Raw genomic sequence first — 15,473 nt, forward strand, 5'->3', positions numbered from 1 at the left:
AAATGGCATTTAATGCAACTGAAAAAGCAGCTTTGCTAACGGTAAAAGGGATTGGGGAAAAAGTCATTCTGCGTTTGGAGCAAATGGGTATTGATTCATTGGCAAAACTGGCACAGGCAAATCCGCAGGATATCACTGAGCAGGCAGCCAGTTTAGTTGGCAGCAATTGCTGGAAAAATAGCCCTCAAGCCAAGGCTGCCATCAGTATGGCGGTAGATTTTGCACAAAAATCAGTATTAAAAGCTGATGAATAAATTAAAATAAATGATTTTGGTTAATTCTGGCTAACTTGATGGCAAAAACAGGAATATGCATTTTGAGAATTGAGAAATAATTATCTTTCTGAATGTTGGTGAGCTGGGGTGAGTTATGTATTTACAATTGATGATGGTTGATTATACTGATAATAAAGCGGTGCATGATTTTGTTAAATAACGCTATAATATGAATCACTATTATCTTGGCTATGTTTACTAGATTGCTCGGATAAAAATAATTTTATAGCGTGCTCTTTCAAGAATAGCTTATTGGTGTTGAAAACCTAAGACTGAGAACAGATATGGATGAATTAATCAAAGAAGCAGCATTACATTTTCACGAAGAACCCCGTCCCGGTAAAATACAGATTACGCCAACTAAGCCGCTGGCTACTCAATATGATTTGTCACTGGCTTATTCACCGGGTGTAGCTGCACCATGTATGGAAATTCACCGTGATCCTCTGAATGCATATAGATACACCGCACGCGGCAATCTGGTTGCTGTCATTTCAAACGGTACGGCGGTACTGGGGCTGGGCAATATTGGTGCTCTGGCCGGTAAGCCGGTAATGGAAGGCAAAGGGGTACTGTTCAAAAAATTTGGCGGTATTGATGTATTCGATATTGAGATTAATGAAACTGATCCAGATAAGTTAGTAGATATTATTGCTTCACTGGAACCGACATTTGGCGGTATTAATCTTGAGGACATTAAAGCACCTGAATGTTTCTATATTGAGAAAAAGCTGCGCGAGCGCTGCAATATTCCAGTATTCCACGATGACCAGCATGGCACGGCAATTATTACAGCCGCCGCAGTTAAAAATGGTCTTGAAGTGGTTGGTAAAGATATTAGTCAGGTTAAGCTGGTATGTTCGGGCGCGGGTGCAGCGGCTATTGCCTGTCTGGAGCTACTGGTTGCGCTGGGCATGAAACGTGAAAATATCACTGTGTGCGATTCTAAAGGTGTGATTTATCAGAATCGTGAAGAAAACATGGTGGAATCGAAAAAACTGTTTGCCATTGCGGATAATGGTCAGCGCCAGCTTGCTGATGCTGTTCATGGTAAAGATATTTTCCTGGGCTTATCTGGTCCGAATGTATTGAGTGTAGATATGCTCAAAACCATGGCTAAAGACCCGATTATTCTGGCCATGGCTAATCCGACTCCTGAAATCTGGCCGCCGGAAGCCAAGGCAGCCCGACCAGATGCTGTAATCGGTACAGGCCGTTCTGATTTCCCGAATCAGGTAAACAATGTATTGTGCTTCCCATTTATTTTCCGTGGTGCGCTGGATGTAGGTGCAACCACCATTAATGAACAGATGAAGCTGGCCTGTGTGCATGCGATTGCAGAACTGGCTAAAGCCGAACTGAGCGATGAAGTATCTGCTGCTTATGGTAATGCCGAGCTGTCTTTTGGACGTGAATACCTGATTCCGAAGCCATTTGATCCTCGTCTGATTGCTGTGGTGGCACCTGCTGTAGCTAAAGCGGCTATGGATTCTGGTGTGGCTACCCGTCCGATTGATGACATGGATGCTTATGTAGAAAAACTGAGTCAGTTTGTCTATAAATCTAGCCTGTTTATGAAACCGGTTTTTTCTCAGGCTAAGAAAGAGCTTAAACGTGTGGTGTTATGTGAAGGTGAAGATGAGCGTGTTCTGCATGCTACCCAGCACATTGTTAACCAAAAACTGGCTTTCCCGATTCTTATTGGCCGGCCGGCAGTAATTGAAGCACGTTCAAAAGCTCTGGGTCTGACTATTCAGCCCGGCAAAGATTTTGAAGTGGTTAATAATCAGGATGACCCGCGTTACCGTGAATACTGGCAGGCTTATTATCAGTTGCGTAAACGCCATGGTGTTACCGAGGAAATGGCACGCCGCCGCATGATTAGCAGCTCTACTTTGATTGGCGCTATGATGGTACACATGGGCAGTGCTGATGCTTTGTTGTGTGGTACAGTAGGCCGTTTCCACGATCATTTCAATATTCTGGAAGAAGTTATCGGCTACAATAATCCTGAGAAAAACGCCTGTGCAATGAATGCATTGATTATGACGTCAGGTAATATGTTCATTGCTGATACTTATGTTAATCCAGAACCTACTGCCGAGCAGGTTGCTGCCAACACGCTGATGTGTGTTAATGAGATGAAACGTTTCGGTATTGAACCTAAAGTAGCTTTGTTGTCTAATTCCAACTTTGGTTCACTAAACCAGCCGAGCAGCAGTAAAATGCAGCAGGCATTGGCTTTGATTAAAGAAGCCGATCCTGAACTAAATATTGATGGTGAAATGCAGGGTGATCTGGCTCTGGACGAAAAACTGCGTCAGAAACTGATGCCAGACTGTGAACTGAAGGGGGCAGCTAATCTGCTGGTAATGCCAAATGTTGAGGCTGCTAATATCAGCTACAATCTGCTGCGTACTTCTTCTAATGGCGTAACGATTGGACCGATTCTGATGGGTATGAATGAATCTGTACACATTGTTACTCCAATGGCTTCCGTACGCCGTATTGTGAATATGGTAGCTTTGGCTGCGGTGGATGCACAGCGTAAATAATTGCTGAGTTTGTTGTAAAATCAAGCAGGCTGTCTGTAATTTTCAGACAGCCTGCTTTTGTATCAATCATGGAGACTCAGGCTATGTCTAATGTGCCCTCTCAGACTGCACCCAATTACATTACTCCTACTGGTCATCAGGCTCTACAGGATGAACTATATCATCTGGTTCATAAGGAGCGTCCGGAAGTAGTGAATGTGGTAAATTGGGCTGCTGGTAATGGCGACCGTAGCGAAAATGGTGATTACCTGTATGGTAAGCGCAGGTTGCGTGAAATTGATCGCAGGATTCGTTTTCTGACCAAAAGGCTGGAAGCTGCACAAGTAATTGATCCGGAGGCGCGCGAAGCCAGTGATCAGGTGTTTTTTAGTGCAACAGTAACCATTCTGCGCGGAAACGGGCAGGAGCAGACTGTGCGTATTGTTGGTACAGATGAAATTGATACTGCCCGTAATAAGATTTCTTGGGTATCACCGCTGGCGCATACGTTACTGAAAGCTCATGAAGGTGATGAAGTACGTTTATATGGCCCTGATGGTGTGGAAAATATTGAAATACTGGCAGTAGAATATATACGCATTGATTAATCTGCTCTTAATCGTGCATAATGTTAAATCTAGTTAGTAATTTTGCTTTACATTGCATATAATTCTGAAATAATGCATTTTAAGACATGAATTATTAATATAATTTTAGTATTAGTATTTAGTATAAGTATTGCAGGGCTTATTATTAATTGTTATCACGGGGTGGTAATATTTTATGATACTGCCGGATTTTTTTATTACAAATGTGTTAGAACATGAATGCAAAACTTGAACCAATTTTCAAACAGCTCAATGCTCTGATTCTGGGTAAGCAACAAATATTGATACAGATTGTTACCTGTGTGCTGGCGCGCGGACATGTTCTGCTTGAAGATGTGCCCGGCGTTGGCAAAACTACACTTGCTCACGCATTGGCGGCGGTGTTGGGATTAAACTACCAGCGCGTTCAGTTTACTAACGATATGCTGCCGGCGGATTTGCTAGGTGTGAGTGTTTTTCAGCCGAAAACCAGTGAATTTATTTTTCATCCGGGACCGGTTTTTAATTCTTTTTTACTGGCAGATGAAATTAACCGTGCTTCACCTAAGCTGCAATCAGCTTTACTGGAAGCTATGGAAGAGGGGCAAGTATCTATTGATGGTAAAACTTATGCTTTACCCAAGCCGTTTCTGGTAGTTGCTACCCAGAATCCGACTGAACAACTGGGTACTTATCCTTTACCGGAATCGCAGCTGGATCGGTTTATGATGTGTCTGAGTATTGGTTATCCGGCAGAAAAAGAAGAAAAGCAGCTCTATCTTTCAGGCGGGCGTCGCCAGTTTGTACCGCGCCTGAAAGCTGTATGCAACGGGCAGATATTGCAGCAGTGGCAGGCGGAAGTTGCTAAGGTCAATTTATCAGCAGCAGCGGCAGATTATGTTTACCGTCTGGTAGCAGCCACACGTACACCGGGTACGTTTGCTGTTGGCCTGAGTCCGCGTGCCGGACTGGCTGTTGTGCAGGCAGCCAAAGCTTACGCTTGGGTGCAGGGACGGGAACATGTGGTGCCGGAAGATGTGAAAGCGGTATGGGTGGCAGTAGCTGCGCACCGCTTGCAACCATTACAAAGCCAATCCAGAAGTAGTACGCTGCTCACCGAGATGCTGGACTATGTTGCAGTGGTTTGAGGTGCCTGCTCCAACTCCTATTGATGGGCATACTGCTTTGCGTGCCCATAATGTGCGTATCAATTTAACGCGCATGGGCTGGGGGCTGGCTATTGCCTGTATTCTGTTGTGGATCATGGCAGTTAATTATCAGGTAAATGTAGCCTATGCGCTGGTGTTCTGGCTATTGGGCATATTACTGTTCGGTGCGCTTGCCGGTATTCGTCAGCTTACCGGACTGGTACTGACAATTGTGCCGCAGCAGGAATATTTTGCCGGTAAAGATTGTGTGCTGACTTTACGAGTCTGTGATAGCTGTAAACGTACGCGCTGGTTGTGGCTGCAAACCGCACAGGAAATAACTGGTACGGCCAGTGACTGGCAGCTATGGACGATCACGCCGGAAAATACTGACTTTGTCTGGACACTGCCACCACAGCGGCGCGGACTTTTGCCAACGCTGATACTGGCTGGTGCCAGTATGGCTCCGTTTGGGTTGCTGATGATTAAAACTCATTGGGAATTTACTGATGAAATTGTGATTTTTCCTGAGCCTGTCGAACACAATATCCCAGCAGCCAGAACCAGTGATGATAAGCAGAGTACACAAATCAGCTTAAGTGGTCAGGATCCAGCATATCTGTTGCCACATCAGAATACTACTTCACCGCGGCAGATTGCATGGAAGCATTATGCCAAGACAGGTGATTTACTGGACAAGTATTTTGAGCAAGGCAGTGCAGAGGTACAGCCATTGCTGATTTCTTATCATGATTATCCGCAGGGCACCAGTCTGGAAAAAATGGCCAGTATGATGTGTTATCGTGTTCTGGCAGCAGATGCCAGTGGGGAAAAATATATTCTGGAATTACCGCGGCAACGCTTTGAGGCCGCTACTGCACAACGAACACAATGTTTGAATGCTTTGGGTAGATGGTAATGTGGCTCGCTGATCCGGTTTTTTTACGCAAATCTCCTCCGGTACGTACTCAGTTTATTTTATTGCTGATGCTGGTTTGGGTAGCTTTACCTCTATTATTTGATTTGCCACTGAGCGTGGGTGCTGCATTTGTCGTGCTGTTAATTGTGCGTGTGGCCTTGCTTTTCACCAATGTTAAAAAACTGCCGCTGTGGGCATTGGTGATATTGTTGTTGGCTACTGCTGTATGGGTGTATTTCCGTATTGGAACAATTATCGGCCGCGATGCCAGTGTTTCGCTGCTGATGTTAATGATTGTGCTCAAGGCTTTTGAAGGCGAAACCTTGCGCGACTGGCAGATACTGTTACTGGCACAGTTAATTTTAATGGGTGGCGGTCTGCTGTTTAATCAAAGTATGCTGATGGCGCCGTGGCTGATTGTGGCATTATTCTGCTTGATTTCTTCATTAGGTTTACTGGCCGGTATCAATCCGGGAGCTGCTGTTCGTCAGGGTGCGCTGATTTTGATGCTGTCTTTTCCTCTGGCAGTGATTTTGTTTGTAGTGGTGCCGCGCAAGGATATGCCGTTATGGGGTGTGCCGCAGCCACAGCAGTCTGCTGTAACCGGATTATCAGATACGCTCGTTTCTGGCAGTGTTAGTAACCTGATTCTGAGTAATGCACTGGCGTTTAATGTTACTTTTGATAACGATGTTATTCCCCGTAATGCCGATCTGTATTGGCGTGTGATGGTGATGGGTGATAATCAGGGTGGGCAATGGCATGCTGTAAAAGAGCAATATACAGATGAAGATACTTTGCAGTTGCCACACAGAGCCGTTTTAGCTCAGCAGCCGAATAGCAGAATGGTAGGCTATCAACTGATTATTCAGGATGATCATGGGCGTATACCGGCACTGGATCAGCCGTTGGCAGACAATAAGCCGGATTTAACTCGGCGGGTGGGAAATGTGGTGCGAGTGAACAAAAGTCGGGAAGGCTTGCGCCGGGTGCATTTGTATTCTCAGCTAACACCGGATTTGCGCCAGCAAATGGATCAGGGTTTGCTGAATTACTATACCCAGCTACCGGCCGGACTTAATCCTGAAACCCGTCGGCTGGCGCAAAAAATGGCTAGAGAATCCGGCAGCAGTGAGGAATTTATCCGCCATATAATGGCCTATTTTCGTAATGGTGGATTTCAATATACACTCACACCAAAACGCAATATGGAAACTTTGAATAAAACGGATTATTTTTTATTCAGTGGCCGGGAGGGTTTTTGTGAAGATTATGCAGATGCTACTGTATGGCTGGCACGCGCGATAGGGGTTCCTGCACGAATAGTGATTGGCTATCAGGGGGGTGAATATCATCCTGATGGGAAATTCTGGCAGATTCGCAGCAAAGATGCGCATGCTTGGACAGAAATCTGGATAGCAGAAAAAGGTAAATGGCAGCGTGTAGACCCGACCGGTGCAATTTCTTCAGTGCGGGTGGAAAGTGGAGTTGAGAATGCTCTGCCAGCAGCACAGCGAGATGGTTTGTCTTCATCTTATCCGTTATTACAGAAATATTTGGATAAAGGGCAGTTTTATTGGCAGCAATGGGTGTTGAACTATGACACCAGTAGCCAGAATTCGATATTGAGCTGGCTTAAGTTAAAAGATATACCCAAATCTGTATTGTTAATGATAATTGCGATTGCGATTATGATTACAGCACTGCCATTGATTATCTGGCTGAGAAAGCAGGGAAGTGTGCAGGTGCAGCCATTGACCGATGGTATCAATTTGCTCAAACAGGCTGTTATAGACGCAGAGCAGTTGGAGCTGTCTGCCATCGGACCGCTGGAACTACAAGCTATTTTGGCTGAGCATGGTTTACTTAATGATAATTTGGCTGCTTTATTAGCTCAATATATTGATTGGCAGTATGGAGTTGCCGGTATGCCGGACAAACAGCATCAACGTGCATGGTATCGGAAAGTAAAACAGGCTGTTCGCCGGTTATCGTGATAATTAGAGCTGTATCTATATGTTTTTAGATGAACTCTACTTGGTAGCTAAGTAGATGGATAAATCCTGTCAAGCCTGAAACATTGGTCAATATTTTGAATATTTGTAATGCATAAGATGACGTACTTGATTACAATTAACCTAAAATATTGAGGCAGCCCAGAACAAACGACCAATAACATGAATTGATTCAGGGGTAACTATCTCTGTTTCATAAGAATAATTGTAACTATGAATTTTTATACGGGAATCGTCCGTCTTAATTAAAATTCTTATATGCGACCAACCATTATGGTCAATAAACGCATAAATTTTCCCACTACGAATCTCAGTTTCCGCCGTATCAATCCCTACTAAAGCACCATCTTGTAGTATTGGATCCATGCTATCATCAATAATCCGACAACAAATAATGTTATTAGGTTGAACGCCTAATTTTTGTAGTTCAGGCAGACTTAAAGGGATAGGCAAGGTTGCAAGAGTATTATTAAAACGCCCTAATCCGGCAGCAACTTTTACATCGCTATGATACGGTACTAGAGCAAAGTTGCTTTTTGGTAAGTCTTCTAGCTTATCATCGAATACAGGCTGTACATGAGATGAAGAAAGTTGCTCAGTACGCGCTTTGTTATTTAAAGCGTGTTTAGCAGTAGATCCTTTACTACTACACTCCAGCGGAGATTCTGCTAAGGTGCAGGACTTGCTTCGTCTGGTTTTATCTGTTCTGCGAGGTACGGTATCACTAAATTTCTTAATCTGATTTAAACTTTCACTGGAATTGATATCTAAATACTGCTTAATTTTAGCGTCAACACCCCGCCTACGGTGATCCCGTGCACATTTAGGACAACCAAATTTGGAGAGCCTTAAATTCCTGAAACCTAAATCTTCTACCAAGCCATGTTTGTAACATAATATAGAACAAGGTCTTGATGCTGATTCGAACTTAATCAGTTTATTATTTGGAAATTTTGATTCGTATAATTTTTTAGCCTCTGTAAATGCCACTTTTGCCGGCATTTTTATATACCTCCTTTGCAATTTCTTTACTTTACTTTAGTTTATTATAAAATTACCTAGATAAAAGGTCAAAAGTTTCAAATGTCTGATTATTTTCAGACTGACATTGCAGCATCTAAATATAAACATGGTAAAGCGAAAACTACCCAACTATTGATTCTATATCAATGGCTGGATAGTTTATTACAGCGTTGAATGATCATATTAATCTTAGAGTCAGAAGTTTTCCCACATTGTCAAAATTGCCTGACTGTTCGAAAACACTGCTGACAGATAACCTTTATTCATGTTGAATAAAGGTTAAGAAATAACAGTACTTTAAATTATTTTGATTGAAAAGGATTAATTAGTGTAAATAATTAACTGTATGATTTTAATGATTATTGAATTTAAGTTGGGTGTTGTTAAAAATGAAGTATTTATCTTTTTATACTTGAGGCTGATTGCCGGCTACTCAGGCAGATGAATAATTCAGAATAGCTTGAGATACTTTTGTATCTGAAATTAATTATTTAATGCTGTAATATTTATATGGTTAAAATAATGTATTTGGAATATTTTTTTGTTTTTGAATGATATTGAAAATGACTTTGATGCAAATCGCCGCTAGTTTGAAAGTTTCAGTAGTTTTATTTATTTTATAGTACATTATGTTTAATAATGAATGCTGTATGTGATTGGTGCTCAAAATAAAAAATACTTGTCAATTCTTAGGTTGTCGTATTCAATTTATTAATTCTATTATTAATGTCATTAATAACTTCTGAGGTTTTATTATGACATTTAATGAATTACATAAAAATTCTTATCCTTTAATACTATGTAATGTTTGGGATGTAAACAGTGCGAAGATAGCTGAAAAACTAGGCTTTCAGGCTATTGGCACTTCCAGTGCTGCGATTGCTTGTATGCTTGGCTATGAAGATGGAGAGAAAATACAATTTAAGGAGCTTTGTTATGTTATACAAAGAATTGCTGATAATACGTCTTTACCTCTTTCAGTTGATATGGAGGCAGGGTATAGCAGAATACCAACTAAAATAGTCAATAATATTAAGGAGCTGGCAATATATGGTATTGCAGGAATTAATCTAGAGGATAGTATTGTGAACGAGGAACGAATCCTGGTTGATGGTAAAAGCTTCGCTAATATTATTCATGAGGTTAAAAGCAAACTTAATGAAGCTAATCTAAATATTTTTCTTAATATCCGAACTGATACTTATGTATTAAATGTTCCAGATAAGCTGGATGAAACCCAAAAACGCATTGAACTGTATACACAAGCTGGCGCTGATGGAATTTTTATCCCCTGTTTATCGCACGAAGCGGATATCAAGTTTCTTGTAGATAAATCTCGGTTACCTATTAATATTATGGCTATGCCTGATCTACCTGGTTTTGAAAAGCTCCAAGAATTGGGGGTTAAAAGGATCAGCATGGGAGATTGTTTATTTTCTAATATGTCTGCCATGTTTAAACATAAGCTTAGTAAGGTTATGGACAATCAATCTTTTAATGCTATTTTCAGTGATAGCAAATGCTAATTTGAATATGGCTTAATTTGGTATTTAGAATCCCAGTATATCAATGCCAGCCTATTTGAAATTAATATTCTTTCATTTCTTTATATTGATAAATACCAGTGTAAGCGGCGGCCGAATTAAGTATGTGTGCCAGAGAAGCTGGTATTGATATGGGTGTTATGTAGTGGCATTTTCAGACTTGCAGCCATAAATAAGGCCCACTGCTATGCTTGAATCTGAGCGGTGAGCCTGTGTTCAGTAAGTTCAGATATTATTCTTTATCATGTCGATAACGTCTTTGCCTTTGCCCACAAATATGGCTTTGGAGCCATACCAAACCATGTTTTTCACATTTTCATAGCTGATTGCTGGTGGCATAATCAGTTCTTTGTCACTGATTACTACATCTAGCAGAGCCGGTCCTTTGTGTGCCAGAAAGGTTTGTACTGCTGCTTCCAGTTCGGAAGATTTGCTGACACTCTGGGCATTGAAGCCACAGCCTTCGGCAATGGTTTTAAAATCGCCGTTTTTCAGGTCAACAAATACTTCCACCAGTCCTTCGCCTTTTTGTTCCTGTTCAACAAAATTAAGGGAACTATTGTTGAAAACAACTATTTTAATCGGCAGATTCTCCTGTTTGGCGGTAAGCAGGTCGCCCATCAGCATGGCCAGACCGCCATCACCCGATAAAGAAATTACCTGTCGGTGCGGGAAAGCTTTCTGAAATCCATAAGCCTGAGGCATACCATTGGACATGGTGCCATGTTTAAGACTGGTAAGAAAACGTCGTTTACCATTCATGCTAAGGTAACGTGCACCCCACAACATGGGTGTACCCACGTCAGCGGTAATCAGGGCATCGTCGTCGGCATATTTATCTATCAGTTCAATCAGTTGTTGCGGATGAATTGGATGTTTGTCGTCTGGCGTGGCATTGGCTTTATACTTAGTCATGATTTTGGTAAATAAAGCGGTATGGTGATCCAGAAAACTGCTGTCGTTACGTGGCTGAATTTTAGGTAAAATGGTTTGCAGGGTGGTTTTAACATCGCCCACCAGCCCCAGACTGATTGGATGACGCAAACCTAATTGGGTAGCCTCGTGGTCAATCTGAATTATATTGGCATTTTCAGGATAGTATTCTGTCCATGCAAAACTGCACCCAAGTAATAACAGGGTATCGCAGTTTTTGACTGCTTCATAACCGGCTTTAGTACCAAACATGCCGGTCATGCCTATCTGATAGGGGTTTTCCCAGGCAATACTGTCCTTGGCGCGGGATGTGTGTACAACAGGAGCCTTAAGTTTTTCAGCCAAGGCAATTACTTCGTCATGCGCATCTTTACTACCATAACCGGCATAAATGGTGATTTTATTACCCTGATTGATGGCTTTGACCAGTTCTTCGATTTCATTATCATTCGGGCGGGTAACTGGCTGGGGATGCCAGATTTTTATTGGTTGTTCGACTACTTCCATTTTGCTGATGTCGCTGGGCAGGATAACAACGGCTACGCCACGCTTATTAATTGCAGCCTGAGCTGCCTGAGTGAAGATGCGCTGTGCTTCCTGTGGCTGGTTAACCATCTGACAGAATACGCTGGTGTCCTGATAAACTTTGAGGAAATCTACTTCCTGAGGAAAGCCAGTACCTATTGATGAGGCGGCCAGTTGGCTGGCAATTACAATTACTGGAGCATTGTTGCGATTGGATTCGTACAGCCCGTTAATCAGATGCAGGCTGCCTGGTCCGCACGAACCGGCACATGCAGTGAGTTTATTGGTAATCATGGCCTCAGCACCGGCAGCAAATGCAGCAGCTTCTTCATGACGGGTATGCACCCAGTTAATGCTGCTCTTTTCGATGGCTTTGCCAACAAAATTCAGGGTATCACCGATGATGCCATAACAGTTGCTTACTCCTGCTTGTGTCAGTACATCAATCAGTATTTCTGAAACGGTTTTGGTTTTAGACATGATGTATTTCCTCTAAGATTAATTATTTATTAATGGGAAAATGAATAAACAGTTTACTTTATAATCATTTAGTTATCTTGGATATTTTTTATATAAACAGTAAATTTAAATATTATGTTAATAATTTATAAATATTTAATGTATTGTAGTAGTGTGTAATTCTCAATACCAGAATGAGGGTAATAATCATTTTGTATCAATATTTCTACTTGAATTTTATTGTTATAGAAAATGGCAGCCGGTACAGTGTACAGGCTGCCATTTGCAGATAATGAGATATTAGATGGTACGGTCATCAAACAAGGGAATTTGGGTAATGCGGCTAATGCTGTTTATGTAGTCGAGTACTGGTGCTGTCCATTCAACACCTTTAACCATAGTCAGATTGCGTAGTAATGGAAATAATAGGATATCTTCCATACTGAAAGTACCATTAACACCGCGATCACTGAGAATCAGTGGGGAAAGAGCAATCAAATCGGCATTCAGGCGGTCGATGTAGATTTGGCTATTACGCAAATGCTGTTGAAAATCGCCGAAAATGGCGGTTTTTTTGCTAATAAAATAATCTATGGCACTTTGTGTCGCAAATTCTGGCAGCTTAATGCTGATACAGCGTGGTAGGGTAAGGAAATTACGATAGGTATCAGTAATTTTTATCCAGCCTTCAATTTCCGGACGAATTATGGTATTTAGTGGAGCACCGCCTGTAAGCTGGTCGATGTAGTGCACAAGATCCAGACTTTCACCCATAGCGCTGCCATCATCTTTCACCAGAATTGGTACCATTTTTTTGCCGATCAGCTTATTGGGGGTGTCTTCATCATCGTTGAGCAGATAAATATTTTCTACCGGTACCATTTTTTTACCGAATATCATCCGCGCACGTACGCAGTAGGGACAATGATCGTAGAGATAAAGTTGCATTTAGGTTTCCTTGTCTTCAATATGGTGGGTGCATAAGTTAGGTGAGTTTTGGTTATGCTATCTTTGGCATTGAGCGATTTTTAATAGTTTACTGTTAACTTGCTGCTGATAAATGTACAGTAAAATACTTCTCTTTACACAGAATTTTTGATTTTAAAAAAATCTAGTTTTGTAAGTTTTCTTTTAATAAGAATTACTTAATATTATACATATATTAAGTAATTATGGTTCACGGTTTTTTCATGAGTAGTGATGCTTTTAATCAGGTTTTAGATTTTTTTAAAAACTTACAGTCAGGTTTAGCCGAGGCTCTGGCGCAGGAAGACGGTGCGGCGGGGTTTGCAGTAGATGAATGGTCTAGCCGGCTGGGTAGTGGATGCAGTATGGTGCTGAAACAAGGGGCGGTGTTTGAGCAGGCAGGAGTAAATTTTTCCCATGTTACGGGAAAAGAAATGCCAGCTTCAGCAACGCGTGAACGCCAGTATCTGGCCGGTGCTCCGTATGAAGCTATGGGGGTATCGCTGGTAGCACATCCGTGTAATCCATATGTACCTACCAGCCATGCTAATATGCGTTTATTTGTGGCCTATCCTGAACATACCAGACCGGTTTGGTGGTTTGGCGGAGGCTTTGATCTGACCCCATTTTATCCATTTGCTGATGATGTGGTGCATTGGCACCAAGTGGCACGTGAGGCATGTCTGCCCTTTGGTGCAACGATATATTCCGAGTTTAAAGAATGGTGCGATCGTTATTTTTATCTGCCACATCGGCAGGAGCAACGTGGTGTGGGTGGTTTGTTTTTTGATGATTTAAATCGTTGGGATTTTGCTCAGTGTTTTGCTTTTGTTCGGGCAGTAAGTGCTGCCTATTTACAGGCATATTTACCTATTGTGGCACGACGTAAAGATATGGCGTACGGGGAGCGGGAGCGCCAGTTTCAGTTGTACCGGCGCGGACGCTATATTGAATTTAATCTGTTATATGACCGCGGTACGCAGTTTGGTTTGCATTCCGGTGGGCGCACTGAGTCGATTCTGATGTCAATGCCGCCTTTAGCACGCTTTGAATACCAGTATGAACCGGTGGCAGGTTCCGCAGAGGCCCGGCTGAAGGAATATTTGCGCAAACATGACTGGCTGGCAGAAGCTGAAAGCTGTCCTGCTTAGATAGATGGCAGATTGACTTTATTTTACTGTTTGTTTAAGACCTGCTGACAGGGTAATGCAGTAAGCAGACACAGGCTTATGGGCATGATAATGTCTGGAGTGATGTTGGTTATTTCCAGTACAAATAATATAGCGGTTAGAGGCATTTTTTGCTGTATGGCCAGAAAAACGGTGGCGCCAATCACTACTGCAGCAATAACGGGAACTGGTGGCAGTATGCTGTTCCATGCTGAGGCTGCCAATAACGCGATAAGCCCACCGAGCATCATTGAGGGGGTGATAAATCCACCATAAGCGCCGCCACGGGTTGCCAGCAACAGTGCAAACCATTTGCCGATTAGCAGTGCCAGTGCATAATGCCAGCCAATGTTGTCATTAAATAACAGTTCGTTACCGGCTTTGCCGTTGCCCAGTATTTCTGGTAACCACCCGGCCATGATACCAATTAATATAAATGCAGCAATGCTGATAATAATTAGTCTGGGGCTGCTACGGGTAGATGGTTTACAGCAAGCCAGTTGGCGTTGTAATAGCCATGAGCTGGCGACGATCACCGGACCAATCAACAGCGCCCAAATTAACAGCGGGTTGTTTAGAGTAAATGCGGGTATTTGGTAAGCTGTCATACCACCTAGTCCTAAGCGACCAACCCATGCAGCAGTGGTACAGCAAATTAATGCAGCGATAACATGATTACGCTGGAAACTAAATAGTAGTGTTTCCAGTGCAAACATGGCACCAGCCAGTGGCACATCAAAAACCGCAGCCAGACCGGCGGCAGCACTACAGGCCAGCAGAATTTTTCGTTCCTCGCTGCTGATATGTAAGCGCCGGCCAATGTAATCAGCCAGTGCTGAACTGATTTCACGTGGTGCCGTTTCGCGTCCGAGAGGGGAGCCCATGCCTACGGTAAGTATCTGGAGCAGGCCATGAATCAGGGTGGTGCTTATTGGTATCGGTATGGTACTGTTACCGATTGCTTGTTTAATATCAATCAGTTTGGGTGCATAACGGTGCAGTAAGAACCAGCCTATACCGGCAACTACACCACAGCTACTCAAAGCCAGCAGCCGATGTGTTGGACTGGTTTGTTCAACTATGTTGCGAAAGGTAATACCATCAATGCGGGAAATTCCATAAACTGTTTGCTGAATCACGTGCAGTAGGCCGATAAGGGATATGCCTGCTATACCAGCAATGGCGCCACATAGTAATAATAAGGCTATCAGTTTTGGACTTAATCTGACCATATCCATATGAATTTATAGTAGATAAAAAGTATTTTTACACTTTAAATAACTACATTGTAAACGACAGTACGCGGTTTGCCGAATTTTGGCATTTTCCTGTGCTAGAATTAGACTATTTTGTCAGAATTTTAAAGGAATCATTCC

12 protein-coding genes are annotated in these 15,473 nt (G+C 42.5%); 8 read left to right on the top strand and 4 right to left on the bottom strand.

The genetic code is table 11. The features are described 5' to 3' along the window. The first annotated feature begins 2 nt into the window (after nt 1-2). From BHC51_RS01270 to BHC51_RS01295, 6 genes are all read left to right on the top strand, one after another. Complete coding sequence (locus BHC51_RS01270; protein ID WP_100153137.1) at nt 3-254, top strand: helix-hairpin-helix domain-containing protein; 252 nt, start codon at nt 3-5, stop codon at nt 252-254. A gap of 305 nt (nt 255-559) precedes the next feature. Then, nucleotides 560-2,830 (top strand): NADP-dependent malic enzyme, encoded by a 2,271-nt coding sequence (locus BHC51_RS01275; protein ID WP_100100852.1) that lies wholly within the window; start codon nt 560-562, stop codon nt 2,828-2,830. Between the two features lie 83 nt (nt 2,831-2,913). Next, the gene (gene greB, locus BHC51_RS01280) at nt 2,914-3,417 is read left to right on the top strand and encodes a transcription elongation factor GreB (protein ID WP_100153138.1); all 504 of its coding nucleotides are present in this window, start codon (nt 2,914-2,916) and stop codon (nt 3,415-3,417) included. Nucleotides 3,418-3,632: 215 nt separating this feature from the next. Next, on the top strand, nt 3,633-4,544 hold the full coding sequence (locus BHC51_RS01285; RefSeq protein ID WP_100100854.1) for an AAA family ATPase: 912 nt from the start codon (nt 3,633-3,635) through the stop codon (nt 4,542-4,544). Beyond that, nucleotides 4,528-5,463 carry a DUF58 domain-containing protein gene (locus BHC51_RS01290; protein WP_100100855.1) on the top strand — a complete coding sequence of 312 codons (936 nt, stop codon included), beginning with the start codon at nt 4,528-4,530 and terminating at the stop codon, nt 5,461-5,463. The genes BHC51_RS01285 and BHC51_RS01290 overlap by 17 nt, the downstream gene beginning before the upstream one ends. Then, nucleotides 5,457-7,460 (top strand): transglutaminase family protein, encoded by a 2,004-nt coding sequence (locus BHC51_RS01295; protein WP_100153139.1) that lies wholly within the window; start codon nt 5,457-5,459, stop codon nt 7,458-7,460. The genes BHC51_RS01290 and BHC51_RS01295 overlap by 7 nt, the downstream gene beginning before the upstream one ends. A gap of 141 nt (nt 7,461-7,601) precedes the next feature. Here the strand turns inward: BHC51_RS01295 and BHC51_RS01300 are convergent, their stop codons facing one another. After that, nucleotides 7,602-8,480 (bottom strand): S24 family peptidase, encoded by an 879-nt coding sequence (locus BHC51_RS01300; RefSeq protein WP_100100857.1) that lies wholly within the window; start codon nt 8,478-8,480, stop codon nt 7,602-7,604. 776 nt (nt 8,481-9,256) lie between these two features. Here BHC51_RS01300 and BHC51_RS01305 point away from each other — a divergent pair. After that, nucleotides 9,257-10,027, top strand: a complete 771-nt coding sequence (locus BHC51_RS01305; protein ID WP_100153140.1) for an isocitrate lyase/PEP mutase family protein — start codon at nt 9,257-9,259, stop codon at nt 10,025-10,027. A 243-nt stretch (nt 10,028-10,270) separates the two neighbouring features. Here the strand turns inward: BHC51_RS01305 and BHC51_RS01310 are convergent, their stop codons facing one another. Both BHC51_RS01310 and grxB read right to left on the bottom strand, forming a co-directional pair. Further along, complete coding sequence (locus BHC51_RS01310) at nt 10,271-11,983, bottom strand: thiamine pyrophosphate-dependent enzyme (protein WP_100153141.1); 1,713 nt, start codon at nt 11,981-11,983, stop codon at nt 10,271-10,273. Between the two features lie 279 nt (nt 11,984-12,262). After that, complete coding sequence (gene grxB / locus BHC51_RS01315) at nt 12,263-12,910, bottom strand: glutaredoxin 2 (protein ID WP_100153142.1); 648 nt, start codon at nt 12,908-12,910, stop codon at nt 12,263-12,265. Nucleotides 12,911-13,152: 242 nt separating this feature from the next. Between grxB and hemF the strand changes: the two genes are divergently transcribed. After that, nucleotides 13,153-14,079: an oxygen-dependent coproporphyrinogen oxidase gene (gene hemF / locus BHC51_RS01320; protein WP_100153143.1), complete on the top strand. Its 927-nt coding sequence runs from the start codon at nt 13,153-13,155 to the stop codon at nt 14,077-14,079. Between the two features lie 23 nt (nt 14,080-14,102). Here hemF and BHC51_RS01325 read toward each other — a convergent pair whose 3' ends face one another. Beyond that, nucleotides 14,103-15,329 carry a chloride channel protein gene (locus BHC51_RS01325; protein ID WP_100153144.1) on the bottom strand — a complete coding sequence of 409 codons (1,227 nt, stop codon included), beginning with the start codon at nt 15,327-15,329 and terminating at the stop codon, nt 14,103-14,105. Nucleotides 15,330-15,473: the final 144 nt, after the last annotated feature.

The organism is Snodgrassella alvi (genome assembly GCF_002777745.1).
GTDB lineage: Bacteria > Pseudomonadota > Gammaproteobacteria > Burkholderiales > Neisseriaceae > Snodgrassella > Snodgrassella alvi_D.